Raw genomic sequence first — 23263 nt, 5'->3', positions numbered from 1 at the left:
CGCGATACCTGGGTCTCTACAGCCGTGTTTGAGAACTGCACCGGCGAGCGCCAGGATCGCTTCCAGTTTCATGATGGTTTCCCCGGATCAAGTTCTGCGGTGAGGGTCAGGTGGGTGGCCGTGGCCTCCACGATCAGCGACCCGGTTGTGCCACGAAGCGCAATGAAGACGGGATCTCTGAGATCGAAATACTCAGCGAAATCATCGCCGCCGAATTCGTCGCGAGCACGGTTCCATCAGGAATCTAAGTCGTCGACATCGGGGTTGCAGCCTGTGGCATAGGCGACGTATTTACGGCCGCGGCTATCGGGTTTGTTCTCGCCTAGCTCGGACATGAGGTAGACGCCGTGGTCCTTGACCAGTATCACTCGACAGCCGTGGATACCGGCCTCGGTCAACACCGCGTGAAGTTCAGAGCCTGTGAAGCGCAGCATGATGAGATCCTCCAGAAGGTGCGGAGGAATGCCACCCGTGCGGGAGGATTCCCAGCACTGGAATGGTTGAATAAATCGCGACGAAGTGAGGCTTGTGAGCCTGGGGAACAGAGGGCGTTCATCACCAAAGGAGCGGTGACCATGTGAGCTGCCGAACGCGAATCGCATTGGGGACGACCATCACGGATGTGATGTAGCCTTTAAGGTCATGGCTACCTGGGGTGCTGGAAATCCAGCGATTGCAAAGTCGGTTTAGCAAGCAGACTTGCCCGGCGTCAACGGTATTTTTCGGGCGACCGGGGTGGCTGGATCCACGCAGCGCCACTGGCGATTGTTGTCGTCGATCAGGCGATCAATGGTCATGGATTGCGGCTTAAAGGGAGTAAACTAAAAATTGGATCCAAATACATAGAAGTGCCTTGGCCGCGAATGCTGAGCGGAACGAGAGGTAGGTAAAATGAAGACGTCATCGGCTTCCCCAACTGCCAGCCGCACTCCATTCGGAAAGTTTCTGATCCGCGTTGCGGTTATGACTGGGCACCGGATAAATGCTTTTGAAGCAAGTATTCGAAATGCTCGCTTTTTGAGTGCTGTACCACCTCAATACCGTCGAGTTGTTTCTCGGATGTTGAAATTGATCCTTCTGCTCGCAGTAGTATCTGTCGCTTTTTTGGCAGCATTCGGAATTGCTGCTCTGTGGACGTTTGTAGCTCTGTCCAGAGTTGCGTCCCATGCTGAAGAGCCTGGCGTTCATGAGGTGAGCCATCCTCAGCATCAATACAAGTATCCGGAACTGTATGACGAACACGGATCGGTGAGATAAGGTCGTAATTCATTTCAATTTCTGTACGCCAGCCATGAGGTGGGAAGATCCTTTTCCTCCTTGTGTCTGAGCCGCCTCCGTTCCTCTGGCCAAGAGAGCTTGAATACCGCCACCGACGTTGTATCCGGCCCAACTCATTACACCCAGAAAGAACATTGGCAGCACCACAAACATTGCGCCCATCACGTAGTCGATCACCTGTGCGGTCACCGTTCCATCCATAAACCCGGCGGTGGGCAGGGACAGCAGCGCCTGGTCTGTGGCCGTGACCTGGTTGTACAACGTCTCCAGCATGCTGGAGTCGATCCAGCGGGCCAGTTCCCACCAGAATGTGAGCATGTGCAGGGTGAAGAGAGCAAATGTCACCGTCATCAGTGCCTTGAGTTGGTAGGTACTGAGCAGCAGAACCAGTGGCAGGCTGATGATCGTGGCCATGATCAGAAAAGTCTGGACCATTGGTAAAGCGGCTCGGAGTGCATTCATTGCGGGGAAGTTGCTGAATGATCCCAGAGCCAGCCCGGTGTTCGTGGCCAAGTTGTTGAGCCATTGCGTCATTGAGCCGCCGCGGGCACTGCTCCCATAGTCCTGATACACCTGTCCGGGCGCCATGCTCAGTGACTGCTGCCGTGGGCTCACCAGCTCGCGGAGCGTGGCGTCTTCAATCTCGGTAGATGTCCGGCCGGTGAGCCAGCCGCGCAACTGCGACAGCAGCGAAGGATTGACCTCCGCGACCAGGCGATCACGCAATCCGATCGTGCCGTCACTCCACCATTGCTTGCAGGTGGGGTAGCCGGCGCCATTGTCGAGCTGAGGCAGGGAGGTATCCCGGGAGTCATCATAGGGCCAATTGACTCTGGGCGTTCGCGACCGATCGGTGTCGTAGTAACCGGGCGTGTTGAGCAGGTACGACGAGCCGATCCAGGATGTGTCGTAGCTCTGAGCCTCATCAAGGTCGGGGCGATTGGTAAACAAGCGCGAGCGCGAAAAGCCGTAGCAATCCCGTGCAAAATCAGCGATCTCCTGCAGCAGCACCTGGTCGTTGATGCGCGAACTGTCGATCTCCATACGCATCGCGCGGATGTCCGGCGCGCAAGGAATCGATGCCGTCGCGGCGGCAGTGATCCCTTTGCTCATCGCATGCACGAAGAACCACCACACTGGGACATTCGCCGATTTCTCGCCAATCGTATTGAAGGTCATCCCCCAGGCTGTCTCACCGGGCTTGGCCACGGAGACACCACAGCGCTGACTCGCGGCATCATCAAAGGTTACAGACGACAGGTTCAGCGGAAAGAACGGCATGCAGCCAAATAGGATGACCACGTAACTCATCCACAACCGGTTCTCGACACGAGGAATCGACAGCAAGCCCTTGTTGCCCTCGTCCGCACCCTGTTGGCGGGCCGACAGCCATTCCTGAATGATGATCGCACCGAAGGGGGCCGCGAACAGCCCCGTGTCCGCCAGTGTGTTCCAGATGCCGTTGTTGATGATCCAGGCCAGCAGGGACAGGTAGTACTCAAGGTAGCTGTTGGTGCTCATGTTCATCGTTGCACCTCACATCCGAGACAGCTCGACAATGATGATCGAACTGAAACCGATCAGTCCCAGACGCTTGAGCCGCTGTTGGCCCGCCCCTGATCGCTGCTGGCGCAATGACGCGCTCCAACCAGTGAAGATCAGTGTGTACAGCAAGGCGCGCCAGTACGCGAAGTAGGGCATGTCGGGCCGCAGTGCTTCGAGACGTTTCAGTTGGGCACCTGACAGTTGCAGCGCCATCCCGCCAATGAGGAGTAGAGCCGCAATAGCGCCGAGGGTCAGCAACGCATGGGCGATCCTGGCTTTCGCAAAAAGCGGCGTCATGGCGTGCTCCTGCTCTGGTCGGCGCGCTGCAATCGATCCGGCCGCGGGTCACGCTCATCGATACTGCGGGAGGCGTCAGCACCCCCGGCGTGGCGATCAAGCACCAGGCTCGCGGTGTTGGTTGCCAGCGATTGGCGGACCTGCAGTTCGGTTTGCAGCAGACGGATTTCGCGCTCCAGCGTTTCGACATTGCTGTTGAGGGCGGAAGTGGCGGGGCGCGCCGACGCAACATTTGGTTCATGGCTGCCGGCCAGGAGCGTGCGCTGCAGCAGCATTGCCTTGTAGATCACGCTGGAGAGCGCGGTCTCGCTGGCGAGTCGCCTGGCAAGCAGATTTTGATCAGGGTCGTCGCGCAGCCCCTCAATGACCCCGCGCGAGACCTGCAGCAAGGGGCTCGAGACTTTGCCCAGACTTTCCGGCGTAGGTTGCTCAGCGCCCGACACCATGCGTTGCAGGCCTTCAAGATGCTCCGTGTAGGTTTCCTGAATCAACGGTGAGAGCCCGGTCCCCGCTGTGACGCGCAGTGTCTCGCAGTCATCGCAGGTCTGCACTTCGGTCTCACCCAGCACACGCGTTGCCCACTCGGCTGCCTCTTCGGGGCCCGACCAAGCTTGGCAGATAGCGCCATTCTGGCAGCCCGAGGCGACTGCCGAGGTGTCCTCGACGGCGCGGTTGTGCAGTAAGTTGTAGCCTGCCTTGACGACGTCGGATGTCACCCGGATCGGTTGTTGTCCGTTGCCGCCGGCGTTTTGCCCACCCACCCAACTGACGCCGTTGTTGCCGTTGTTCGATTCGGTGTCCCGGACAGCCGTCACCGCATCTCCGCCGGATTGCTCGAGGTTGTGTTGCATCTCCTGGTTCTGGGCCAGTGCGCCCCAGCCGGCCTGATCAACCTTGTCGGCCATTTTTGCCGCCATCGCCCGGCAGGTGAGCTTGGAACGGTCGAAGTCGAGCCGGCCCTGCAGCACGCCGTTGCTCAGCAGTTCATACAGTCCAGGATTGGCTCGCTGAATGATCATCGCCGGCAGCGACATCACGGCCTGCGTCGCGTTCTGGATGACGTTACCCATGATCTGCTGGAAGCCCTGGGTGGCACCGTTGAGCTGATTCTGAAGTGTGTTGGAGAGGTTCATGTTTCCGCACATCATGTTGGCTCGCCAAGACATCCCGACGCCGAGTCCATTGGGGCGGTAAAGCGAGGCGGGCGCGCCCGCTGCCGATCCGCCGCCAATGGTGTACATCACCCGGTCATCCAGCACCGGAGCCTGTTCGCCGAGGTGGTAGCCGTTCTCGGCGGCATGGCTGATGGCGCAGTAAAGGCAGCACACCAAGCCAAGGGCACGGATACTCATCATTGGCCTCCGTCAAAATCGATGCTGAACAGGAAGGTTTGTCCCATGCGTTGGCAACAGCGATAGGGGCGCCACAGGGACCACGCGTAAGCACCGTCGGAGCTCTGGATCGCGGGGCTGGGGAAGATGGCGCAGCTCAGCTGGGTCACCGGCGCGAGCAATTGCCAGCGGTGGTTTTCGATGTTGTTTTCGATCACCGGCAGTGGCGGCCAGTAGCCCGGATAGGGCATGGGCTGCAACGGCAGGTAGACATGCGGTTGGCCAACGCGCGTGATGAAGTCACTGGCCCGCTGCGCCATGACTGCACCTGCCTTGAAGTCATCGGGCTGGACCAGAAAACCGTGACGCGGATAGACGCTGCCCCACATGGTTCCCAGCGCTTGATTGCCAACTTCGCGCGTGCCCGGCACAAGGGCCTGCGGGTAAACGGATTCCGGGATGGCTTGGCGCCACGCCAGCGGGTCAAGGGTGCTGAGGTAGTAGGGTGCAAACGGTACCGCGCCACTCGGACACGCATAGCCAAAACTGTACGCCAAGGCGGTGAGTGCGGCGCCACCCGGATGGCCGATGCCGTCGACATTCTTGAAGCGAGGTAGGTTGTCGCGCTGCGCTGACGGCGTGATAAGGTTGCCGCCACCTTGCGATGCGTGTGTCGGCGCCGACAGGGCGGACATCTCGGCCCACGGGTTGGCGCCAGTGTCGGCGTAGCTCGACACCACCAGTTCAGGGATGAAGTGGCGCACCTTGGGCGAGGTTTTGACCGTGCAGCCAAACGGTGTGCAGAGCAGCCAGAAACAGATTCCGACCACCCTGTATTCCAGGCACTGCACCGAGGTGACGGAGGCAATGATGGCGGGAGTGGTCAGGGCCAGACACTGCTGAGCGGCAGCGAGCAGAACAGCGGCAGTGTATACACGGCTACGGCGAAGTTTCCTGGGTTGCGGCGATCTGCATCGGGTGGGGGCGGTCACGTTCATGGGCAGCGCTCAGCAGGTGGCAGCGGTGTGCATCCGGTTTCTCGTCTCAGGATCGCGGATTCGTTCCCGAGACAAGAATGAGAAAACGAGATTGATGTAATCGGTTTTGTAGGCTGCAGAATTGAGCGGGGGAGTCGAGAGAAATTGTGGGCGAGTACAAATGTACTCTTTCTGCATTTTTTCCGCTGCGGGCGTCTTCACAGCATCCCGCGCAACCGATCTATCTCTGCCGCGACCTGGATGGCAGACGCCAACTCGGACTGCTGGTGCGCCTCCATCAGCCGCCAGCGCTGGGCTTTTTCCTCTGGCTCGGTCATGGCGAGGGCAAGGTACAGACTGGGCGGTACCGCCCGGAAGAGCGTTTCCAAGTTTTTCGACAGGACCACACCTTCGGTGTATTTCCCTGAGGCCTTGCTGGCGGAGAGGAGTAGGGCTTTTTGCGCGGGCGTGAGCTTCTTGAAGCGAGCGATCTCCTCGATCTCTGCCGGCGGCATGTTCAGGCAGATCCACCACTCGATCATGTTGAGCATGGTCTGCGCGGCGTCAGGGAAGTCGGCCAGGTTCTGGGTCGCTAGCCAGAACCAGGCGCCAAGCTTGCGCCACATTTTCGTGCCCTTGACCACGAAGGGTGCCAACAACGGATTCTTGGTGATGATGTGGCCTTCATCGGTGACCATGATGATAGGTCTTCCCAAGTACTGGTCCCGTTCGGCAAGGTTATTGACCGTGTTCATCAGGCTGATGTAACTGATCGACAGTTGCGCCTCATAGCCTTCACGCGCATAGGTAGCCAGATCAACGATCGTCACATCGCTCTCCGGCCAGGGTGTGCCCGGTCGGTCAAAGAGCGCGCCCTCAAACCCTTGGCAGAACAGGTCAATCGATTCGGCCATTTCCTGAGCCCGCTCGCGACGCTTGTCCGGCAGGTGGGGATCGCTGGCGACCTGGCGCAGGGCATCGCGAACATGCCGGGTCAGCACCTGCTGTTCAGTTGCCGCACACCGCCGGGCTGCATCTAGAATGCATTCGCGGATCAGGCTGCGGTCCGCCCGGGTCAGGCGCGCTTCTTCCTTGGCCTCACCGCCGGTGACCATCAAGCGGGCGGTGATCTCCAGCTCGCCGAGCACATCGCGCTGCTCATCAGTGTCTGGCGCGATTTCATCCAGATCTTCTGTGGACAGGCTGGCGACTTGATCCGGGTGTTCGATCAACCGCCGCGCATCGGCAAAAGGCGCGAGGCTCAGGCCACTGCCGGGTTTGAGTTGGACTTTGTTCACCGAGAGCCCAAGGGTAGCGAAATGTTCCCCCTGCAGCCCGAACGAGTTACCTGCTTCGACAATGAACAGCCGCGGCCGGTAGACGGCCATGACCTGCATCAGGATCGACACCAGGGTGGCGGACTTGCCGGCACCGGTCGGGCCAAACAACAGTAGGTGGCCATTCATCGAACGGTCAAACCGCGACAACGGATCGAACGACAAAGGGGCCCCGCCACGGTTGAAGAAGGTAATCCCCGGGTTACCGGTGCCGATGCTGCGACCCCAGAGGGGAAGCAGGTTGGCGACATGTTGGGCAAACAGCAGGCGGGTGTACCAGTTACGCGAATCTCGGTTGGGGTTGTAGACCATGGGTAGCCACCGCAGGTAGCTGTTGCAGGCCGCCACTTCATCACCCTCACGCACCGGCTGTAGCCCAGCGCCGAGTAACACATTGGCGGCCTGGGTCGAGCGTTGCCGCAGTTGCTGATCGTCAGCACCACATAGGTACAGCACCAGCGTCCCGCGGTATAGCTTGTGCTGGCGCCCGATCAGCGCGCGCACCTCCTCGACGTCTTGGCGGGTCTGCGTGGAGGCGAGGTTGTCCCCGATGGCTTTGCGTGCCAAGCGATTCAACTGTTCCTCAAGCACATCCTGAGGCGTGATCACAAGCGTCAGGCTCATGACGGTCTGCTCGGGCAGCTGATCGAACAAGGCATTTAACGCCTCGCCTTTGCGCGTCTCGCCGGTCAGTTGGCCGATCTGGGGCGGCCGGCGCAGCTTGTCGACCACCATTACCGCGTGCGGTTGTTGATCGAAGTACCACAGGCCTTGGGTGCTGTCGGAGCGTGGCTCCTGGAAGAACAAACGCTCGGTGAAATCATGATCGAACGGCAGCGGCAGTCCCTCACCGTCATCTTCCTCGGGGTAGGGAACACGTCGATAAAACACCGCGGCGGGTTCGCCCGTGAGGGCAGGAACAGGATTGAACCAGGGCAGCAACCACGCGTAAAAGTCGCGGCCAGTCAGTCGTCGCGGATTCACGCCGCAGGCCTGCAGAGAGGCCACCAGACGGTCGCAGGTGCGGCTCAGCCGTTGCACTGGGCTTTGGCCGTCCTCGTCGTCCTGATCCCCCAGCCAGCGATAAACCACAAGGCGAATCCGTCGATTGCTTCCCCGCCAAGGCAGGTGAGACACCACATGGTCGTCGAACAGTCCGCCCGGCTTGGCGAGTGCATCGAAGTGACGCTGCATCGAGGCGAGGAAGGCCTCGGTGAACGGCGTGCCTCTGGCTCGCGGTGCGATATAGCTCGTCAGGCGTTCAAAGTAGGGGGTGAAGTCACTTTCGTCCTGGCAGAAGAACTGTGCCACCCAAGGCGCCTGATCCAGTTCATCGAAGCTGTCCTGCAGTGCATCTTCCAGGGCGTCGCGAGCCGCCATCAGCCACTCGGGCTCACGCCCCTCGGTACCGATCGGCTGTAGCTCGAACGCAGCGCCAACAGAGCGGTTGTCATCGAGCAGAAAGCACTGCTCGTCCTCGAGGTATTCGACCCAGGGCAGGTGATCGGCGAAGCTCGGGTTATGCGCATATTGGGCCGCCTCGTCGCCCAGTGTTGCACGCCGACGTTGTTGCGCGCGCCAGGACTTCCAGCGCGGCGGGTCAGGGTTAGCGTCGTCACCCATCACAAATCTTCCAGACGTTCGCCCGGCAGGGCGTACTGAACCTTCTCGTACAGTGGGAACACCGTCGAATAACCTGGCACCGGCGTTTGCTGGGTACCTGCCAGGTGCGGGTAGACGTACATCACCAGGTCCGGGTTAGGCAAACGTGGGAACTGGGTGCGAATCTCATTGGCGGCGGTGCGCGTGTAGGCTTTCTGATCGTCGATCAGGCGTTCGGGATCGAGCACCGGTCGGCGCAGTTCGCCGCGCGCTTCCTGCAGCTGTCGCTGGGTGCCGACCGAGCCGCCGCTGTTCCAGACGTCCAGCATGGTGTGATCGCCATGAGCCAGCATTTCATCCTTGTTGGTCGAGCAGCCCGCCAGGTGCAGGCAGAGTGGCAGGCTAATCCAGATCCAGTACCGAAACGGGTGGCTTTTCATGGTTGACTCTCCGGCCTTTGGGCTCGTAGTCGATGGTGATTTCGTGGTCCAGGTGCAACGCGACCTGGGCCCCGGGTGGGACATAGATGGCCGCGAAGGCTTCGCCATAGAGCTTGTTGATCCACTCACGGATGTCACCCATACCGCCACTGATCACCGAGTTCAGCGCACTGTTGCCGCTGTTCTGGCTCATGCCCAGGCTGCCACCGGCCGAGTTGATAAATGACGTGTTGGTGTGCTCGCTGCCCAAGGCTGCGGCGAAACCCGCACCTGCTGAGGTGATCAGGCTCTGGCTGCCCAGATACTGCTGGGCGTTGGAACGGCGCTTGCCGGACACGCAAGGAATGCCATAGGGGTCGGAGATGTAGCCCAAACCGCCGCGGATCTTCTCGCTGCCCGAGGTCTGGGTACTGGTACGGTTGCGGCTGACCACCTTCTGCGGTTGCGGCACCGTACGCACGGTGCCATCGCTGAAGACAAAGGTGATGGACTCGACTTGACCACGCACGCAGGACAGGGTCCAGTCACCCGCTGCAGTGCCGCTCATGACGGCCCCAACCACGTCAGGCAAGTCAATGCCGTTCGCGGTAAGGTTGTCTGGCCCGACCAGAACCTTGAACGGATAGGGATCGTTCACCGTGCCGTCCACCGGTACCCGGCCGATCAGGGCTGTCATGGCAATCGAGCCCATCAGCGTAGAGTTTTCGGGGAGGGTGTACACCGGCTTGGCTCCGTCGGTGCGCTGCTCCATCTTGTCCAAGTCGCGTTCGCCCTTGGCTTCCGCGCGAAGATGGTCCTGGCCGCGGTCGAGGGCATTGTTGTCGAGGCCGTGAAGGTCTTTGAACTTGGAGGTCAGGGTCGACAGTGGACCTTTCTGTTTCTCGTCATCCTGCTGGCTGGCACGGGCATTCGACGGTTCAATCCACTGCATGGCGTCAGAAGGTGGGTGCGCGCCTGAAAACTGCTGCCCATCACCGGGTTCGAGGCCAAAACCTGCAGGCACATCGGACTTCGCGGCTTGCTTGCTGGTGAGCTGGTCCTTGAGCCGGCTCAGCAGTCCCTGAGTCTCACGATGCTGCTGTTCGGCCTTCTGCCGAGCATCATTGGCCTGCTGGCGCTGTTCGGTGACTTGCTGAGTGACGCTGCTCAAGGTGCTTTGAATACGCGTGTCGATATTACCCTCGCGGGTGCGCAGGCGGTTGTTCTCGGATTGTAGGGAGTCGTTGCCTTTCTTCAGGGTCTGCATCTCGCTGCGCATGGCCTTGACGTGGCCGATCAGCGTGGCGACCGTGTCACGCGGTGTATCGCCCGCGATGCCCAAGGCCTTCGCCTGTTCCGCGCTGAGCGCAGTCTTGTCCGGGTCGTGGTTGGGTTGATTCTCGGGAGCGGCCACCCAGGACTTGCCAATGATCAGCACAATGCCTAGCAGTGCGCCGGGGACCAACCATTTCAGCAGGCTGTTAGCTTTCATGATGGACAGCCTTCGGGGGAGGGGGAAGCAGAAGCGCCTGCTGCAGACCTCCGCCACGGGTCACGAGATAGGCAACGGTGGTGTCTTCCGGAGTGCCAGCCAAGCCGAGGTAGGCGTGTTGGAACGTTGCTGCATACAACCTGGCCTGGAGATGACGCGGATCCAGCGAGACCTTACCGGGTCCTCGGTTGACGACTTTCACCGCCGTCACCCAAAAATCACCGAGCCGCCAAGCCGCGAGTCCCTTGATTGAGACGCGCTCGGTGGGCAGCAAGGTATTGAAAACAGTGGTGCTGTGCAGCGGCATCCGGCGCACTCCGGGCAGCGGCGCTACAGTGCGCAGCGGGGCATACAGGTTCTGCGCGGCATAGCGGGTCAGCACCACCGGGACTGGCGTCGCGGCAGGCGCCGCTCCTGGTACGGGTTCGGCATCCGGCACCGGGGTTTGAGCGACAATCTTGATCGGCTCCGGCGCATCGCTGCCTTCGACCGCTTCGATGTCGATCAGGATGATGTCACCGGACTTGACCGACCGTAGCTGCAGGCGGGTAGGGGGAAGCGCTTCCGCTGCACGCAGGTAGACAGTGCCCCCCACGGATTGCACCCGCAGTTTGCTGGCGATCGTGCCCGGTAGGCCGACGCGGACGTCCTCATCGAGCATCAGGATACGTTCCTGACCTACCGTGAGCGGAATGGCCAGCGGCAGGCGATCCCAGTATTTGACCTGGACGGCGTTGGCTGTAGAGTACCCAAGGGCAACCAGCATCAAGATCAGCATTAACCTGCGCATTGTCATGCACCTCCCGGTAGCGTCAGTTTCTGCGGTGTGCCTTCATAGCAGTCCAGCGCCAAGCCCCATTTGTTGTGTTCGGGGTCGACATCGAAGCGCACCACGCGCAGCGGATAGCGCACCACCACACGTTTCACCGGTTCGGCGGCGTAATACTCGTCCGCATTGAGATCGAGGTTGACCAGCCAGCTGTGCTTATCCAACTGCTTCACTCGCAAGTCGGGATCGTCGCTGTACCCACGACCCAGGACTTCGTAGACACCACGCACTCGGCCGCGCAGTTCACCGGCGGCCTTGCGGTACTCAAAGTCACCGTCGAAGAACGTCTTGCACGCGGGGGTGAGGTAAGGCTGCAGGGCGAAGATGGCCCGGTGATAATCGACTTCGCCATCGGTGGGCCAGCGGTTGAGCTGGCCAAAGATGTACAGGGCAAAGGCGTAGATGTTTTCCGGTGGCACATCCCACCATTTGCGCGTACTGCCGGAGCGTAAATCAGGCGGCACATGAATGGTCAGTGCAGACGGTGCAGACACCCAGCCGTACCACAACCCGCTGCACAGGAGCGCCAGGATTGCCACCGCCAAACGCAGACTGAAGATATGGGCCTGCTGCGCATCCACCTTGTTGCGGAAACGGCTCATGGCGCGGCCCTCACTTTCCTCTTGGTGCGCCGCACGGTCCAGGGCCCAGAGTGCAGGATCAGCTCCCCCGTGCCGATATTCCAGTACACCGCGAGATGCCATTTCAGTCGCCGATAGAGCCAGGTCTCGGGCCGGGCGCGCTTGGCGCGGCGCAGCAGCTTGCCGCCGCCGAGCAGTACCAGCGCCATTGAAAGAAAAATGCAAGTGGGGAGGGTGGCGATGGAAACCGTGGCCACCGCCAACGGAGCTCCCAAGATGACGCCCAGCGCGGCGCCAACTGCCAACGCCACCCACATCTCGTCGTTGGTAAGTCCCCGGAGAACGGCCGGGTCACGGTTGAGCCGCTCGGGCAGAAAAGTCAGCGTACCGTCAGGCAGCGTGGAAGGAGCGTCGGACATGCTGACCTCACAGAATCGTCGCGGCTTTGGTGAGGAACCACAGGATCACCACCACCAGCAGCGCGCCGACGCCGACCACCGCGCCGAGGTCTTTCCAGGTCTTGCGCTGGTTCTGCACATCGGCATAGACGGTGAGCGAATGCCAGGCCACGCCCAGAAAGGCGAGGGTGGCGATCAGCAGTCCGAGCAGAATGCCGCCGTCGTAGGCGTAATTTTTGATGGTGTCGATCAGTCCCGAGCCCTCACCTCGAGAGGGAGCTTCCATGGTGGGTAGGTCGGCTCGAGCGAGCGTTGCGCTCAAGAGAACAAGAGCGCTAATCAGCGCCTTCGTACACGTTCCCCGCAGTGCGCGAAGCAAGCGATGACAACGAGGCAGTACTTTCATGGCAAGGTCTCCAGGTTAAGACAGCATGAAAAACATCAGGATGAGGAGGGCGAGTCCAAGGCGTAGCGTGCTGCCGCCGAGCGCGCCGAAATTGAGGTTACCGGCGGCCCAGCCTCGGTAGCCAGTCCATAACGCCCAGGCACACCAGAGCAGCGCCAACATGAGAACTGATGAGCGCCACAGCACCGAACTGAGCTGCGGGGTAAATCCGGCCACGGTGGAAAATGCGCTGAGTTGGGCGTCAGTCATGCTCATGAGACGAGCTCACGTGAAGTACTTCTACGCGGTAATCAGCATTCCCCTCGATCAGGTCTGCTGGCTGCGCGCGCGAGGGTGAAAGATATTGGTGAATGCCATGGCGCACTCGGTCCAGATCGGCGGTGAGCCTTGAGTAGTCGAGGCGATAGCGAGCGCCGTCGCCATTGGTTGAACTGCTGCGTGCTCCATCGGCGAGTTGTTCGATGACGGAGATTTGCTGCTGAATAAGGCCGAGCTTGGAAAACTCATTGGTCTCCTCCGCTTCTGCCGATAACGTCACTAGACAGGCGAAGACCAGTAGATATGGATGGCGAATCATAGAGACCTCCAGAGCAAAATCTGGAAACCACCATGGCGGGTTATACAGACTTCGACACCAGAAAACCTGATAGGGGCGATCTCGGATTAATCGACGGCTCTGTGGTACGCAGGCGTGACCGGCTAATGATGCTACCGGTGGGGCTTCGGAACCAGGTGCGAAGCACTCACAATGCCTGACTCGGTCGGCGATCGTACTGTGCCCTATCGAGGTATGAGCCGCTGCAAGGAATTCCATGGCAACGCGCCGATATCGGTACCAAGACCATGTGGTTAAAAAATTCGAACGACTTGAAGTTGAGAAAGGGTGAGTTAAAATCCCGTTTTTTTCATTTGTTTGTAGAGTGTAAAATGGAATATCAGGCTGTGATTTCTCATCTTTCGGACGACCAGATTGAGGAGTTGTATCGGCGGTACATAGATGGTGAACGAAATGCAGATCTTGTTGACGAATATAAGATTGATGTTTCTCCTAATAATTTGATCAAGGTATTTCCGCCGATTGAAGTACCTGATCTGTCCTGCCCGTATTGCAATCTGAAAATGTATCAACGGCGTAAAAGTAAAGGGGACTTTACGTCGGGAGATACAGTAGGTTTTTGCAACGGATGTCAGCACAAGTCCTACCTGTTTAGCTCTCCGAACCGGCATAGGCAATGCGGGTGTTCTCCGTGTGCGGCGGCTTATCAGCAACTGCTGGCAGACAGAGAACGGCTAGTTCGGGAGAAGATTTACCAGTACTGGGAGCCCCGAATCGGTGAATCTATTCGGTATGAAGCACTGGATCTTCAAGAGAAAGTTTATCTTGTCGCGCTGATCAATGCTCAGGCAAACGTGAGTTTTTCGGCAATTAAATCCGCCGTAGAACGGAGCAATGATGTCTGGTTGGCTCCGTCCCCAGGTATCGAGAACGAAATGTTGCTGCTGCTTTACAGGCGTCGAATTATTGCCGTAGATCCTGACTCTCCTGCATCGGCATTTGACTCGGAAAATATCGGCTCGGCGAGGGTGAATGGTGTTAGATGGATCATAAACATCGCTCTCGACGGCGAGCTAAGGTCTTCCATTGACGAGGTGCACAGGCACATCGTCAAAGAGTTGTCCGTTCCAGCGGTAGACTTTGACTCGCACCAGCTTAAAGCTATTGCGAAGAGTGTGCTTACTGAACAGGCCATTCAGCAGATACATTATCAATGCGGACGTTTGTCCCTGCCATTTAGCGCCGAAAAGAAAAGTACGGATGTGGTTGGTACGCTTCTGCATAATCACAGCCTGGCAGCGGTGTGCTATTTCGCATATTTGGCTGTGCGCAGGGCCAGTGACTATTATTTGGGTGCCAACGTTAGCAAAACGCAAGCGTCCAATATTATCCCCGGAAAATGCAGGAATATGGCTTAAAGGCAGTGGCAGATGCATGGGATCTGGCGTCCAAACGCTATCTCACGGCTGATCCTCGCTCCGAATTGAGTAAAGTCGTGTTCGATCTGGTCCTGGGCGCTCAGGACGAGGGAGTGTCCAAAAAATTGGATGAATATTTCTCGTCCGTTGCGGCTGTCGATCATCCATCGATGTCGCCCGTTTTTAGCTGTCCGGTATGCGGGTCGATAGCAGTGCATGCCAGCGTCAAAGAAAATTGCATAATCGTCGACTGCAAGGACTGTATTTCACGCTCTCCAGTGAAGCTGATGGGGCAGGGTTGAGTGTCTTGGGAGCAATGAACTCCGGGTAGACTCAGAGATACTTTTTGAACGTGGCGGCGGTGATGCCGATCATGCAACCCAGCAGCGTTGCGCTCGGTATGAGCACCCAATTGGGGTTCAACGACCAAGGAAGGGAGAGGTAGATGACCCAAGGGCTGATTGTCAGCGGCAGCAACGTCCTCTTTGCCCGGTGATAGACGAAGCTGCTTTCGCGGCCGGCGCCGAACTTGCGCAGGTCGCGTCGCATCAAGCCATCGACCGCTCCCGTTATGACGGCAAGCAGGAACAGGGGCATGGCCAGGGAGAGAACAGCTAGGCGAACCACGAATGTGAAGACCGTGAACAGGGCCGCCAGCAGATACTTCTGCACAACGACGTAGGCTTGAGCCAACTGCCCCTGCATCGACCCCTCATGGCTGAGTAACTTCAGATGCTCGTCGTAATTCGCCCATCCTGTGCGCACCACGACCCAGTCGTTCAAGTGCTCAAGAATCCTAGCGGTCGCGTGTGCGGGTTCGTGCACCAATAGCGAAGTTCTGAAGTGTTCACTGAGCCAGCCTAATTCTCTCAGCCACATTCCCTGGCTGTGGTGCCAGCTCTGCTCGGGCCAGAACCACACCATGCCCACGAATTCCACCACAATGGAAAACAGCAGCGACGCAAACAGCAGGCCGAGGAGCCGCAGGCACAGCTCGATCGTACCTGTGATGAGCCCGGGACGTTGTGGGGTAGGCGGACGATTGGCTGGGGTCGTAGGCATCGGCGCTCCACTCTAGTTGGCTGCTTCCGGATAGTCAGGGTAAAGGCTTAGTCCCAGGCAGTGGCTTCTCAGGGTCGAAGTCGGGGGTCGGTGCGCCACCTGAGTTACTCCACCAACTCCCGACACCGCCGTTGTAGGACTCACGCATGCGCGCCGCCAGGCTCTGGAGATCTGCCGGCATCGTCTCGTCACTCGCCGGTGTGGGGAGCGGCATGCGCACCTTCCACAGTTGTCCACCTTCCTGAAGCGAGAACATCTGCCCCTTGGGCAGCGCGATGATGTGCGCGGGTTCAATCAGTGGTACCGCGGTGGTGGTGACCCGGTCCTGCGAGGAGGAAGTAAAGTCCGTACGGGCATCGGGATCAGCAGTATCCGTAGCTCCGGACACCAGAGTGCGTGTCTGCACGTTGACCTTTGGCAATTGGTTGGTCAGCAGTTCAGCGGTTGCGGTTTCCCGCACGCGGAGCGTCTGCAAGGTGTTGAAGTTGCCGATAACCTGGCCGGCCTTGGCGCGGCTGCCAATCCGCGCCTCAATGTCGCTCAGGGTCTGAGTGTAGGCGGTGACCTGAATTCCAGCACCGCCACCCTTGTTGACCAGAGGGATGAACTCATCGCCCATCAGCTCGTTGAATTCGTCAGCGTGCAGGTTGATCGCCACCCTGGCGGCCGTGCTGGCCGAGTTGGGTAAGCCGTGATCGATACCGTGCTTGTAGATGTGGCCGGCAACGGAAACCAGATCGGCAAACATCGAATTGCCCACGGCGGCGGCGACTTCGGCGTCGGAGAGGGCATCCAGCCCCACGTAGACGATGCCGCGTTTGCGAATGATCTGCAGCCAGTCGAAGATCGGTCGTGGATCGTCCAGATCAGCATAGTCGGGAGCCAAGAGTTGAGCGATCTTGCCGCTGGTGAGCTTTTCCAGCAGGGGCAGCAAGGAGGCCACGATCTTGTCAAAGTAGGTGCGGTCATAGCGCACGGCTGAACGCAAACCGTCCATCACCGGGTCGAAGATGCGTTTGACCGCCAGGTACTGTTCGATGGCGACCACACGTTTTTCCCGACCAATCATGTGCCGGGGGATGTTCTTCTCGTTGAGTCGGCTTTCAATCTGCACCACCGCCTCCCAGGCCTGCGGATCATGACGGGCAAAAAAATGTTGCGCGTACTCGATGAACAGCGCATCGATGTTCACCACATGCCGTTGGATCTGCAGGTAGTCCGGGCGTCGGCCCAGCTCGATCAGCGCCCTGGCAATGATGTTCACGAAACGCCAGGCAAACTCGCGAAATGCCGCCGAGTTGCCTTCGCCACTGAGCTGTCCAGCGACGCGGGTTGCCACTTCCGAGATGCGGCCGAAACGGCCGATGGCATTATAACGGGCGGAGATCTCCGGCCAGCCCAGGTGGAAGACATAGAATTCGTGCTCGCGTCCTGCACGCCGTGCTTCGACATACATGCGCTTGAGCAGGTCGGCATCGCCTTTCGGGTCAAAGACAATCACGACTTCCTGGCTCGGCCGGTGGATGTCCTGGGTGATGTACACCTCGGCCAGGCGAGTCTTGCCGACTCGGGTGGTTCCCAGCACGAGGGTATGTCCCACGCGTTCACCCAGCGGCAAGGTGGCTTCCTGCTCAGTCGGCTCGACCCCGTGGAGCAACGGCGAACCACCGACGGGAGGCAGCGGGCGTAGAGGATTGAACGGACTGTCCCATGCCGTGAGGCGAGGGAGCAGGGTCAGTCCGGGAGGGGCCTTTTCCAGCAACGCCTCCATCCGCCGCGCCCACTGGTAGGCGGTGGACTGATTGACGTATTTCGCCAGCGCGGGGTCTTGGGCTTCGAGGAGTCGCTGGGTGTGCTGGCGGGTCCAGCGAAACCCTCGGCCCATGAACAGGCGCTGGCTGCTGACGGAGATTTGTCGGCTGGTCAGCGAATAGCGGGGCAGGCGGCGAATGTTGCGCCGATAGCGCAGCACGATCCGCGCCTCGTTCAGTCGCTTGAGGCCAAATGCGGTGTAGGCCAGGGCCATGCCAGTGCCCACCTCCGGCGACAGGGCTACTGCCCAGGGCGAGTGCAGGCACAGGGCTCCGGCACCGATGCAGATGCCGACGGTGTAGAGCTCAACCGCAGGGCGCAACAGGGACTCCATCGCATGGTCGCCCATTGTCCACCTCTACTGTTCCAGACCGGTGGAGGTGATAAGCACCGGGTAGTGCTCCAACTCCAGTCGTGCTGCGATGTCGTCGCCGCTCACCGGCCAGATACTCAAGCCTGGTGCCGCCGCCTGGATGCGGTGCAGTGCCTGGGCGTCGGCAACTTCGACAGCGAGGCCCTTGGCGGCCATATCCTGAAGCGCTTGCGCGTGCCGCGACAGCCACTCGAGGGATACAGCATCCTGGCCGATCAGAAACAACGGTGCGAATCCTGGCAGATTCAGCGTTCTGGTCGGTACGTGGCCCGGCGTGAGACGGGCGCTGTGCACCGGGAGCACCCAATTCAACGTGCGCGGATCGGGTGGCTGTCCGGAGTCAGCATGCGCAGCCTGTGGTAGCCACAGGCAGATGATCATCATCAGAGCCGATCGGGTCATGGATGTGATCCTCCAGCTAACGAGACGTCGGCCTGGATGCGTTGCCAGTGCCGGCTGAACTGGTTGCGGTAGCGCGCCGCGGGCTGACCGCCGGCGGGACGGTGGTAGCGGCCGGCGGCGACGAACCAGTCACCAGCGTCCACGTAATGGTTACGCAACAGCTCGGCGGTGACGGCCAGGTTTTCGCGCGGATCCAGGGCGTCGCAGGCGCTGGCGTAACGATCGGGGTGGTAGCCGAGGTTGGTCTGCCCCAGCCCAACGTCGATGCGCTTGGCGTCATGGCGCGTCAGCGCCAGTCTGAGAGCGGTGCAGGCTTCATCCCGGCTGGCAAAGCGTTGCGGGATGCCGGCGACGTTCAGGGTCCAGGGCCATGGAATGACTTGGCCCCGCAAGGGGGCGCCGCTTTCCTGCAGGGCGATGGCGAACAGCACGGAAGCGGGAATTCCGGCGCGCGCGGCCGCCAGTTGATAGGCAGGTGGCGGCAGGGAATCGGCCTGTACTGCCCGGATTCCGGTCAGGACCAGCACGAGCATCAGTCGACGCGCTGCCATTTATCCTCCACCCGCTGGAAACGCGCCGGCAAGGGGCGTGTGGCGCCCAGGGCAAACCAGCGGCCGCGGTCGTGGTTGAGGGTCACCTGGCCACTGCTGACCTGTGCAGGTGTAATACCGGCAGCGTGCGCCCATTGACGCAACCGCGCATCGTCACCTTGGCTCCCGATCAGGTAAACATCCAGACGCTCGCCGGCGTTCAGCCACTCCTGGAGACTGGTCACACAGGCGGGGCAACGCTCTTCTACAAACAGAACGTAGCGCTGGGCACTTGTCGTTTCGTTTCCGGCCAAGCCCTGCACAGGCGCCAAGCCTGGAAACAGTCGGGCCCAAGCGGCGGTGTAGGCTTTCTGGTACGCCAGCTCACGCTCAGCACGTTTGGCTTCGAGGCGCACCTGCAGCTCGGCATAGCGTTGCCGCTCCTGATCGGAGTCGGCCTCCACCCCCAGCGTCGTCAGAGGGTCGAGTTGCGGCGACCAGTAGTGCCGAGGCCCGGCCTGCAGGCGCTGGAATTTGCGCCATTCGTCATCCGTCAGCCCCCAGACCTTGGCATTGACCGCGTCAGCGTGTTGCTGAGCCAGGGGCGATGGATCGCTGTATCGCGGGTCTGAGTCGACCCTGTTCGGGGCGCTCGATTCCGGTGCTGCCCAGGTCCAGGTGGAAAGCAGGGTGAGCGCAAGCGCGGTGAGCCGGACCATAGACACCTCTTTACGGCAAGGGCAGCGTGCGGCGGCCATACCCAGGGACCAGGAACACCGCTTGATCCTCGTGGATGGCCTGTAACTGCCAGCCGTTCAGGCTGTCGCCGAGTTGCAGCAAGTGCACCATCGATAACGCGTGCGTGCCTGGGGGCTGGACGGTGGCGTAACGCACGCTCCCCCGGGTCTCGAGCCCCAGCAGTTTGAAGGGTGGGACCGGGGCTCTGGGCTTGGCGATCCTGTCAGCCGTGGCCGCTGCCTGCGTGTTAGTCGCTGCAGGCGCCATGGGCCGCGCCGACAGTTGTGAAATCGTCGTCTCGGCTGTCGTCAGCCGTTGTGTCAGTGTGGCGAAGTCGGTGCTGCTGGGGCCTTGCGGCAATGCTTGCAGTGTCTTGAGGGATGTCGCGAGCGCTTGCTGCTGCTTGTCCAGATCGACCTGCGCCGCGGTGTGCCGCTCCTGAGCCTCACTCAACGCCAGCACCTGCGGTTGCAGCGTCTCCAGCCGATCGGCCAAGGCGCTGATGTCGCGGCGCAGTGCGGGCACAGGATTGGCGGGAGCGCTGTGCGCAGCGGTCTGGAGCTCGGCCAGTTGTTGGTGATGGTTGTAGGTGTTGGCGGCGAGCACGGTGACACCGAGGCACAACGCACCGATCACCAGGGTCTGGAAGTGGTGAGGCTTCATTGTGCGATCTCCAGTGTCGAGCGGGGCGGTTCGGGTGGTGGTAAGCGCAGGCTGTAACAGAGGGTCCGGTCGACCGGATCGATCACGACCTGCCACACCGGTCCACCGAGGATGGTCAGGGCATCGAGCAGCGCAATGGGCCCGAGCTGCTGATGCACGGCCGGCAGCGGGCGACTGAACAGCCGACTAACGGCGGGGCTGTCTGGGCACAGCGAGTAACGGGAGCGCTGCAGCACATGGCGCAGGGCGTCGCCGACAGTCGCGTGCAGGGCGGGGGGGATCTGTACATGGATCAATTGATAGAGCGGCTCACGTTGTTCCAGCGTCGGTCGTGTACTGATCAGGGTGTAGCGGTCCTGGCGTACCCAGTCAGGGATCGGGGCTTTTGGCGGGGGCGATGGGGCTGGCGGCACTGGAGGTGCGGGGGCAGGAGCAGGGGGCGGCGAGCCGCAACCCACCAGCAACATCATTAGTCCAAGCGTGAAAAGTGTAGGGGTATGCATGACCAGGTCTCGACAAAAGTTGCCGACACCATGGCCAAGCGTGCGTCGTTCCCCCAGCGATAAACCGAATCCGCTTGACCCTCATTACTGTCGAGTGACCATAAAAAAGGCGCCCTGTTGGGCGCCTTGAGTCAGTTCTCAGTGAACAGTGGCAGCTCTGCAAGCGGTAAGGCGTCAGGGTCAAATACCAGAAAGCGAACGTCCGCTTGTCCGGCCAACAGGAGCAGTCGCAACAGCGTGGGCGGGACGAGGTCATCATGCATGCGCATCAGGACCTCGTCGGTGCTGGTACTGCCGGCCTCGATTTCCATGGTCCAAGGGGTCGAGTACAGCTTGCAACCCACCGCATGGCTGTTGGACAGTGCGAAGCATTCGAAAAAGCCCGCCGGCCAACGCCACCGGGTGCGTAACTGCAGGTACCCGATGTCTTCTGCCGGCAAGTGAGCACTGCTGATTTCCCAACTGCGACTGTAGTGTCCCGTGGCAAAGGACAACTGCTCGAGCAGTTGGCGGGCGGCATCCTCGTTGGAAAAATCACCGAGGTGGCGTGAGTGACCGAGTTGCTGGCCAATCACCTGGTAGATCACCGTGTTGACCACGCCGTCTGCCAGGCTGGGCATCTCTAGCCAGTCAGGCGCACCGTTGGCGTCGAGGATGATTGCGCAGTCGTCATCGAACAGGCACGAGTGCAGGCTGATCGCGTCGTCGGGCAGCTGCTTTTGCGCCGGATGCAACGAGCGGTAGCAGGGTGGGTAGGCATCGTCATAGTGGATTTGCAGGACGCGCTCGTAGCTGAGGTTGTGGAATCCGCGAACGAAGGGATTGTGAGATGAAGGGGGCATGATGGCTCTCCTGGAAAGCAGAGGTCACCCAGACTGACGGTGACCTCCGAGGCAGAAGCGGGCGGTCAGATCCAACCGTATTCGGCCAGTGAAAGCGGCGTGCCAGCGCCGACGATGATGTGGTCCAGCACTCGCACCTCAATCAACGCCAAGGCTTCGGTTAAGCGCGTGGTGAGGGTCCTGTCGGCAGCGCTTGGCTCCGGGCATCCCGAGGGATGGTTGTGGCTGAAGATCGCGGCAGCTGCATTGCGTTCCAGTGCCTTGATCACCACCTCGCGTGGATAGACCGACGCACCGTCGATGCTGCCGGTGAACAGCACGTCGAAGCTCAACACCCTGTGGTGCGAGTCGAGACAAAGCAGGGCGAACACTTCGTGCCGATAGGGCGCGAGCTGCAGTTTCAAGTAGGCCGCAGCGTCGGCCGGGGTCATCAACAGTTCGCCGCGTTTGAAGTAGCGATGGTCGAGCAACTGCAGTGCTTCTTCGATCAGCGCGTCCTCACGGTGACGCTGAGCCAACACGGGGTCGAGTGGTTCGACCAGGTTCAGGGCGGTGTTCATGGGTCAATCCTCTTGATAAAGGGGCGCTCCTTGGTGAGTGTCCCAGACAGGTGAAGTGCCGGATTCAGAGTCGGGTGAAGCGATGACGGGTACCGTGCAGGGTGTCGTGACAACACTCGCAGGTGCGGGTGGAAAAGGTTTCGATGCCGATACCGCTTTCAGGATCGAAATCGGCACTGAGTGGCAGTAATGCCCGTAACGCGGTATGCATGCGCGTGATGCGTTGTTCGACTTCAGCCTCGCTGGAGTGCAGCGAGACTGCGCTGTAGTCGTCATAGGCGACGGCCTGCAAGCAGTCCTCGCACAACCAGAAGCTTTCCATGGTGACCTCTGAAGTGAGTTGACAGCAGGCGCTTGTGGAAGCGCCCGCTGTTGGGAGGCCATCTGCATCAGGCGGACTGATGGGCCGCAGAGGATTTGCGAGCGGTACGGGTGGCTGGAAGCGGTTCGACCTCGTTGTCTGCGTCGTCTGCTTCCATCTCAGCGTCAGGTGCAGGGCTGTCGGTGCGGGCAGGCGCCCGGTAACTGAACTGACCGTCGACCTTGATCCATTCAATGAAGATCAGTCGGCCTTTGAGGCTTGCGCCGGGTTGACCCTTACGCTCGCCTTTCTCATAGAGGAAGGGGTCAATCCAGATATCGCCGATGCGAAAGGCGATCAGCACCTTGCGTTCGGCGCGCACATCCTCCTCGTGCTCCCGGATCAAGCGTTCAGCTTCACCGCCGGCGACCTTGCAGTCGAAGCGGGTGTATTCGACATCATCCGACGCGCCGTGCAACGCTGCGATGTCGCAAGCCATGAAGGCCTGCCCGCGGCGTACCGGGACTTCACGAACACGGTTCAGGTAACCGATGCCGTGGGTGTGCAGATTGAAATAGGTGATGGGGGCAGTGGTGCTTGATGTAGTCATGATGGATCTCCTGGTTTCTGGAAACGCGGACATCCACCGGCCCTGGCGGCTGGTGAGTGCCGCAAGAGAGAGGTGCGAAGGAAAGTACTCAGGGTGCGAGGGCGTTCATCACCGAAGGATCAGTGATCGTGCGAGCTTCCGAACGCTGATCGCACTTGAGGGAGAACCACCCTTGAACGGGCGCAGCCTTGAAGGTCCTGGCTGCCTGGGTGCTGTCAACGACAGCGATGTGCAGTTCATCTATAAAATGTGGCTCGAAGCCCGTCAACTGAGGATTGCGTAGGGTTTTGGTGAGCGGAAGCCGGTGGCACCCAGTGGATTATCGGCGGCGAAAAAATAGCCCGACGGTCATCAGGCTGGGAAGAGTCGGACCACCTTCGACCCGGTGGCGTGACAGCGGA

Annotated in this window: 26 protein-coding genes and 1 pseudogene; 2 read left to right on the top strand and 25 right to left on the bottom strand. The window is 60.3% G+C overall.

The features are described 5' to 3' along the window. Window positions 1–68 precede the first annotated feature (68 nt). A pseudogene (locus B3I26_RS12500) lies at window positions 69–434 on the bottom strand (DUF3085 domain-containing protein). 457 nt (window positions 435–891) lie between these two features. Between B3I26_RS12500 and B3I26_RS12495 the strand changes: the two are divergent. After that, window positions 892–1257 carry a hypothetical protein gene (locus B3I26_RS12495; RefSeq protein ID WP_296258043.1) on the top strand — a complete coding sequence of 122 codons (366 nt, stop codon included), beginning with the start codon at window positions 892–894 and terminating at the stop codon, window positions 1255–1257. Window positions 1258–1266: 9 nt separating this feature from the next. Here B3I26_RS12495 and B3I26_RS12490 read toward each other — a convergent pair whose 3' ends face one another. From B3I26_RS12490 to B3I26_RS12430, 13 genes are all read right to left on the bottom strand, one after another. Beyond that, on the bottom strand, window positions 1267–2805 hold the full coding sequence (locus B3I26_RS12490; RefSeq protein ID WP_296258042.1) for a conjugal transfer protein TraG N-terminal domain-containing protein: 1539 nt from the start codon (window positions 2803–2805) through the stop codon (window positions 1267–1269). 9 nt (window positions 2806–2814) lie between these two features. Next, the gene (locus tag B3I26_RS12485; RefSeq protein ID WP_296258041.1) at window positions 2815–3120 is read right to left on the bottom strand and encodes a hypothetical protein; all 306 of its coding nucleotides are present in this window, start codon (window positions 3118–3120) and stop codon (window positions 2815–2817) included. Continuing rightward, complete coding sequence (locus tag B3I26_RS12480) at window positions 3117–4472, bottom strand: integrating conjugative element protein (protein ID WP_296258040.1); 1356 nt, start codon at window positions 4470–4472, stop codon at window positions 3117–3119. The genes B3I26_RS12485 and B3I26_RS12480 overlap by 4 nt, the downstream gene beginning before the upstream one ends. Continuing rightward, window positions 4472–5449 carry a TIGR03756 family integrating conjugative element protein gene (locus B3I26_RS12475; protein WP_296258039.1) on the bottom strand — a complete coding sequence of 326 codons (978 nt, stop codon included), beginning with the start codon at window positions 5447–5449 and terminating at the stop codon, window positions 4472–4474. The genes B3I26_RS12480 and B3I26_RS12475 overlap by 1 nt, the downstream gene beginning before the upstream one ends. 197 nt (window positions 5450–5646) lie before the next feature. Next, window positions 5647–8388, bottom strand: coding sequence for a conjugative transfer ATPase (locus B3I26_RS12470; protein WP_296258038.1), 2742 nt, complete (start codon window positions 8386–8388; stop codon window positions 5647–5649). Further along, the gene (locus B3I26_RS12465) at window positions 8388–8807 is read right to left on the bottom strand and encodes a TIGR03751 family conjugal transfer lipoprotein (RefSeq protein ID WP_296258036.1); all 420 of its coding nucleotides are present in this window, start codon (window positions 8805–8807) and stop codon (window positions 8388–8390) included. The genes B3I26_RS12470 and B3I26_RS12465 overlap by 1 nt, the downstream gene beginning before the upstream one ends. Next, on the bottom strand, window positions 8770–10278 hold the full coding sequence (locus tag B3I26_RS12460; RefSeq protein WP_296258035.1) for a TIGR03752 family integrating conjugative element protein: 1509 nt from the start codon (window positions 10276–10278) through the stop codon (window positions 8770–8772). The genes B3I26_RS12465 and B3I26_RS12460 overlap by 38 nt, the downstream gene beginning before the upstream one ends. Beyond that, on the bottom strand, window positions 10268–11068 hold the full coding sequence (locus tag B3I26_RS12455) for a TIGR03749 family integrating conjugative element protein (protein ID WP_296258034.1): 801 nt from the start codon (window positions 11066–11068) through the stop codon (window positions 10268–10270). Before B3I26_RS12455 ends, B3I26_RS12460 begins: the two co-directional genes overlap by 11 nt. Before the next feature lie 2 nt (window positions 11069–11070). Beyond that, complete coding sequence (locus B3I26_RS12450) at window positions 11071–11709, bottom strand: PFL_4703 family integrating conjugative element protein (RefSeq protein ID WP_296258033.1); 639 nt, start codon at window positions 11707–11709, stop codon at window positions 11071–11073. Continuing rightward, the gene (locus B3I26_RS12445; RefSeq protein ID WP_296258032.1) at window positions 11706–12107 is read right to left on the bottom strand and encodes a TIGR03750 family conjugal transfer protein; all 402 of its coding nucleotides are present in this window, start codon (window positions 12105–12107) and stop codon (window positions 11706–11708) included. The genes B3I26_RS12450 and B3I26_RS12445 overlap by 4 nt, the downstream gene beginning before the upstream one ends. A 7-nt stretch (window positions 12108–12114) precedes the next feature. Further along, window positions 12115–12492: a TIGR03745 family integrating conjugative element membrane protein gene (locus tag B3I26_RS12440; RefSeq protein ID WP_296258030.1), complete on the bottom strand. Its 378-nt coding sequence runs from the start codon at window positions 12490–12492 to the stop codon at window positions 12115–12117. A 15-nt stretch (window positions 12493–12507) separates the two neighbouring features. Beyond that, window positions 12508–12747: a TIGR03758 family integrating conjugative element protein gene (locus B3I26_RS12435; protein ID WP_296258029.1), complete on the bottom strand. Its 240-nt coding sequence runs from the start codon at window positions 12745–12747 to the stop codon at window positions 12508–12510. Then, the gene (locus B3I26_RS12430) at window positions 12734–13069 is read right to left on the bottom strand and encodes an RAQPRD family integrative conjugative element protein (protein ID WP_296258027.1); all 336 of its coding nucleotides are present in this window, start codon (window positions 13067–13069) and stop codon (window positions 12734–12736) included. Before B3I26_RS12430 ends, B3I26_RS12435 begins: the two co-directional genes overlap by 14 nt. 350 nt (window positions 13070–13419) lie before the next feature. On the opposite strand from B3I26_RS12430, the gene B3I26_RS12425 reads away from it, so the two are divergent. Beyond that, window positions 13420–14466: a hypothetical protein gene (locus tag B3I26_RS12425; RefSeq protein WP_296258025.1), complete on the top strand. Its 1047-nt coding sequence runs from the start codon at window positions 13420–13422 to the stop codon at window positions 14464–14466. A gap of 333 nt (window positions 14467–14799) precedes the next feature. Here B3I26_RS12425 and B3I26_RS12420 read toward each other — a convergent pair whose 3' ends face one another. From B3I26_RS12420 to B3I26_RS12370, 11 genes are all read right to left on the bottom strand, one after another. Then, entirely contained in the window at window positions 14800–15528 is a 729-nt protein-coding gene (locus tag B3I26_RS12420) for a TIGR03747 family integrating conjugative element membrane protein (RefSeq protein WP_296258023.1), read from the bottom strand. Between the two features lie 34 nt (window positions 15529–15562). Then, complete coding sequence (gene traD, locus B3I26_RS12415; protein WP_296258021.1) at window positions 15563–17689, bottom strand: type IV conjugative transfer system coupling protein TraD; 2127 nt, start codon at window positions 17687–17689, stop codon at window positions 15563–15565. Between the two features lie 9 nt (window positions 17690–17698). Further along, window positions 17699–18115, bottom strand: coding sequence for an integrating conjugative element protein (locus B3I26_RS12410; RefSeq protein WP_296258020.1), 417 nt, complete (start codon window positions 18113–18115; stop codon window positions 17699–17701). Continuing rightward, window positions 18112–18666, bottom strand: coding sequence for a transglycosylase (locus B3I26_RS12405; protein WP_296258018.1), 555 nt, complete (start codon window positions 18664–18666; stop codon window positions 18112–18114). Before B3I26_RS12405 ends, B3I26_RS12410 begins: the two co-directional genes overlap by 4 nt. Next, a complete protein-coding gene (locus tag B3I26_RS12400; RefSeq protein WP_296258017.1) occupies window positions 18648–19364 on the bottom strand; it encodes a TIGR03759 family integrating conjugative element protein in 717 nt (238 codons plus the stop codon). Before B3I26_RS12400 ends, B3I26_RS12405 begins: the two co-directional genes overlap by 19 nt. 10 nt (window positions 19365–19374) lie before the next feature. After that, window positions 19375–20046 carry a hypothetical protein gene (locus tag B3I26_RS12395; protein ID WP_296258015.1) on the bottom strand — a complete coding sequence of 224 codons (672 nt, stop codon included), beginning with the start codon at window positions 20044–20046 and terminating at the stop codon, window positions 19375–19377. After that, a complete protein-coding gene (locus B3I26_RS12390; protein ID WP_296258014.1) occupies window positions 20043–20549 on the bottom strand; it encodes a PilL N-terminal domain-containing protein in 507 nt (168 codons plus the stop codon). Before B3I26_RS12390 ends, B3I26_RS12395 begins: the two co-directional genes overlap by 4 nt. A gap of 131 nt (window positions 20550–20680) precedes the next feature. Continuing rightward, window positions 20681–21391: a hypothetical protein gene (locus tag B3I26_RS12385; protein ID WP_296258013.1), complete on the bottom strand. Its 711-nt coding sequence runs from the start codon at window positions 21389–21391 to the stop codon at window positions 20681–20683. 65 nt (window positions 21392–21456) lie between these two features. Then, the gene (locus B3I26_RS12380) at window positions 21457–21951 is read right to left on the bottom strand and encodes a JAB domain-containing protein (protein ID WP_296258012.1); all 495 of its coding nucleotides are present in this window, start codon (window positions 21949–21951) and stop codon (window positions 21457–21459) included. A 64-nt stretch (window positions 21952–22015) separates the two neighbouring features. Further along, window positions 22016–22273 (bottom strand): hypothetical protein, encoded by a 258-nt coding sequence (locus B3I26_RS12375; RefSeq protein ID WP_296258010.1) that lies wholly within the window; start codon window positions 22271–22273, stop codon window positions 22016–22018. 67 nt (window positions 22274–22340) lie between these two features. Continuing rightward, window positions 22341–22862: an STY4534 family ICE replication protein gene (locus tag B3I26_RS12370; RefSeq protein ID WP_296258009.1), complete on the bottom strand. Its 522-nt coding sequence runs from the start codon at window positions 22860–22862 to the stop codon at window positions 22341–22343. Between the last annotated feature and the right edge of the window lie 401 nt (window positions 22863–23263).

The organism is Pseudomonas sp. UBA5706 (assembly GCF_002419965.1).
GTDB lineage: Bacteria > Pseudomonadota > Gammaproteobacteria > Pseudomonadales > Pseudomonadaceae > Aquipseudomonas.
The sequence above is the reverse complement of the archived record's forward strand: the minus strand, read 5'-3'. Positions and strand labels throughout refer to the sequence as shown.

What these genes read in the sequence shown, in the direction of transcription:
- B3I26_RS12405 (WP_296258018.1), bottom strand. Translation starts at nt 18,666, where the DNA reads ATGGCAGCGCGTCGACTGATGCTCGTGCTGGTCCTGACCGGAATCCGG.
- B3I26_RS12375 (WP_296258010.1), bottom strand. Translation starts at nt 22,273, where the DNA reads ATGGAAAGCTTCTGGTTGTGCGAGGACTGCTTGCAGGCCGTCGCCTAT.
- B3I26_RS12370 (WP_296258009.1), bottom strand. Translation starts at nt 22,862, where the DNA reads ATGACTACATCAAGCACCACTGCCCCCATCACCTATTTCAATCTGCAC.
- B3I26_RS12470 (WP_296258038.1), bottom strand. Translation starts at nt 8,388, where the DNA reads ATGGGTGACGACGCTAACCCTGACCCGCCGCGCTGGAAGTCCTGGCGC.
- B3I26_RS12480 (WP_296258040.1), bottom strand. Translation starts at nt 4,472, where the DNA reads ATGAGTATCCGTGCCCTTGGCTTGGTGTGCTGCCTTTACTGCGCCATC.
- B3I26_RS12420 (WP_296258023.1), bottom strand. Translation starts at nt 15,528, where the DNA reads ATGCCTACGACCCCAGCCAATCGTCCGCCTACCCCACAACGTCCCGGG.
- B3I26_RS12385 (WP_296258013.1), bottom strand. Translation starts at nt 21,391, where the DNA reads ATGCCCCCTTCATCTCACAATCCCTTCGTTCGCGGATTCCACAACCTC.
- B3I26_RS12440 (WP_296258030.1), bottom strand. Translation starts at nt 12,492, where the DNA reads ATGAAAGTACTGCCTCGTTGTCATCGCTTGCTTCGCGCACTGCGGGGA.
- B3I26_RS12475 (WP_296258039.1), bottom strand. Translation starts at nt 5,449, where the DNA reads ATGAACGTGACCGCCCCCACCCGATGCAGATCGCCGCAACCCAGGAAA.
- B3I26_RS12430 (WP_296258027.1), bottom strand. Translation starts at nt 13,069, where the DNA reads ATGATTCGCCATCCATATCTACTGGTCTTCGCCTGTCTAGTGACGTTA.
- B3I26_RS12380 (WP_296258012.1), bottom strand. Translation starts at nt 21,951, where the DNA reads ATGAACACCGCCCTGAACCTGGTCGAACCACTCGACCCCGTGTTGGCT.
- B3I26_RS12460 (WP_296258035.1), bottom strand. Translation starts at nt 10,278, where the DNA reads ATGAAAGCTAACAGCCTGCTGAAATGGTTGGTCCCCGGCGCACTGCTA.
- traD (WP_296258021.1), bottom strand. Translation starts at nt 17,689, where the DNA reads ATGGGCGACCATGCGATGGAGTCCCTGTTGCGCCCTGCGGTTGAGCTC.
- B3I26_RS12445 (WP_296258032.1), bottom strand. Translation starts at nt 12,107, where the DNA reads ATGTCCGACGCTCCTTCCACGCTGCCTGACGGTACGCTGACTTTTCTG.
- B3I26_RS12410 (WP_296258020.1), bottom strand. Translation starts at nt 18,115, where the DNA reads ATGACCCGATCGGCTCTGATGATGATCATCTGCCTGTGGCTACCACAG.
- B3I26_RS12485 (WP_296258041.1), bottom strand. Translation starts at nt 3,120, where the DNA reads ATGACGCCGCTTTTTGCGAAAGCCAGGATCGCCCATGCGTTGCTGACC.
- B3I26_RS12450 (WP_296258033.1), bottom strand. Translation starts at nt 11,709, where the DNA reads ATGAGCCGTTTCCGCAACAAGGTGGATGCGCAGCAGGCCCATATCTTC.
- B3I26_RS12395 (WP_296258015.1), bottom strand. Translation starts at nt 20,046, where the DNA reads ATGAAGCCTCACCACTTCCAGACCCTGGTGATCGGTGCGTTGTGCCTC.
- B3I26_RS12435 (WP_296258029.1), bottom strand. Translation starts at nt 12,747, where the DNA reads ATGAGCATGACTGACGCCCAACTCAGCGCATTTTCCACCGTGGCCGGA.
- B3I26_RS12425 (WP_296258025.1), top strand. Translation starts at nt 13,420, where the DNA reads ATGGAATATCAGGCTGTGATTTCTCATCTTTCGGACGACCAGATTGAG.
- B3I26_RS12465 (WP_296258036.1), bottom strand. Translation starts at nt 8,807, where the DNA reads ATGAAAAGCCACCCGTTTCGGTACTGGATCTGGATTAGCCTGCCACTC.
- B3I26_RS12495 (WP_296258043.1), top strand. Translation starts at nt 892, where the DNA reads ATGAAGACGTCATCGGCTTCCCCAACTGCCAGCCGCACTCCATTCGGA.
- B3I26_RS12390 (WP_296258014.1), bottom strand. Translation starts at nt 20,549, where the DNA reads ATGCATACCCCTACACTTTTCACGCTTGGACTAATGATGTTGCTGGTG.
- B3I26_RS12400 (WP_296258017.1), bottom strand. Translation starts at nt 19,364, where the DNA reads ATGGTCCGGCTCACCGCGCTTGCGCTCACCCTGCTTTCCACCTGGACC.
- B3I26_RS12455 (WP_296258034.1), bottom strand. Translation starts at nt 11,068, where the DNA reads ATGCGCAGGTTAATGCTGATCTTGATGCTGGTTGCCCTTGGGTACTCT.
- B3I26_RS12490 (WP_296258042.1), bottom strand. Translation starts at nt 2,805, where the DNA reads ATGAACATGAGCACCAACAGCTACCTTGAGTACTACCTGTCCCTGCTG.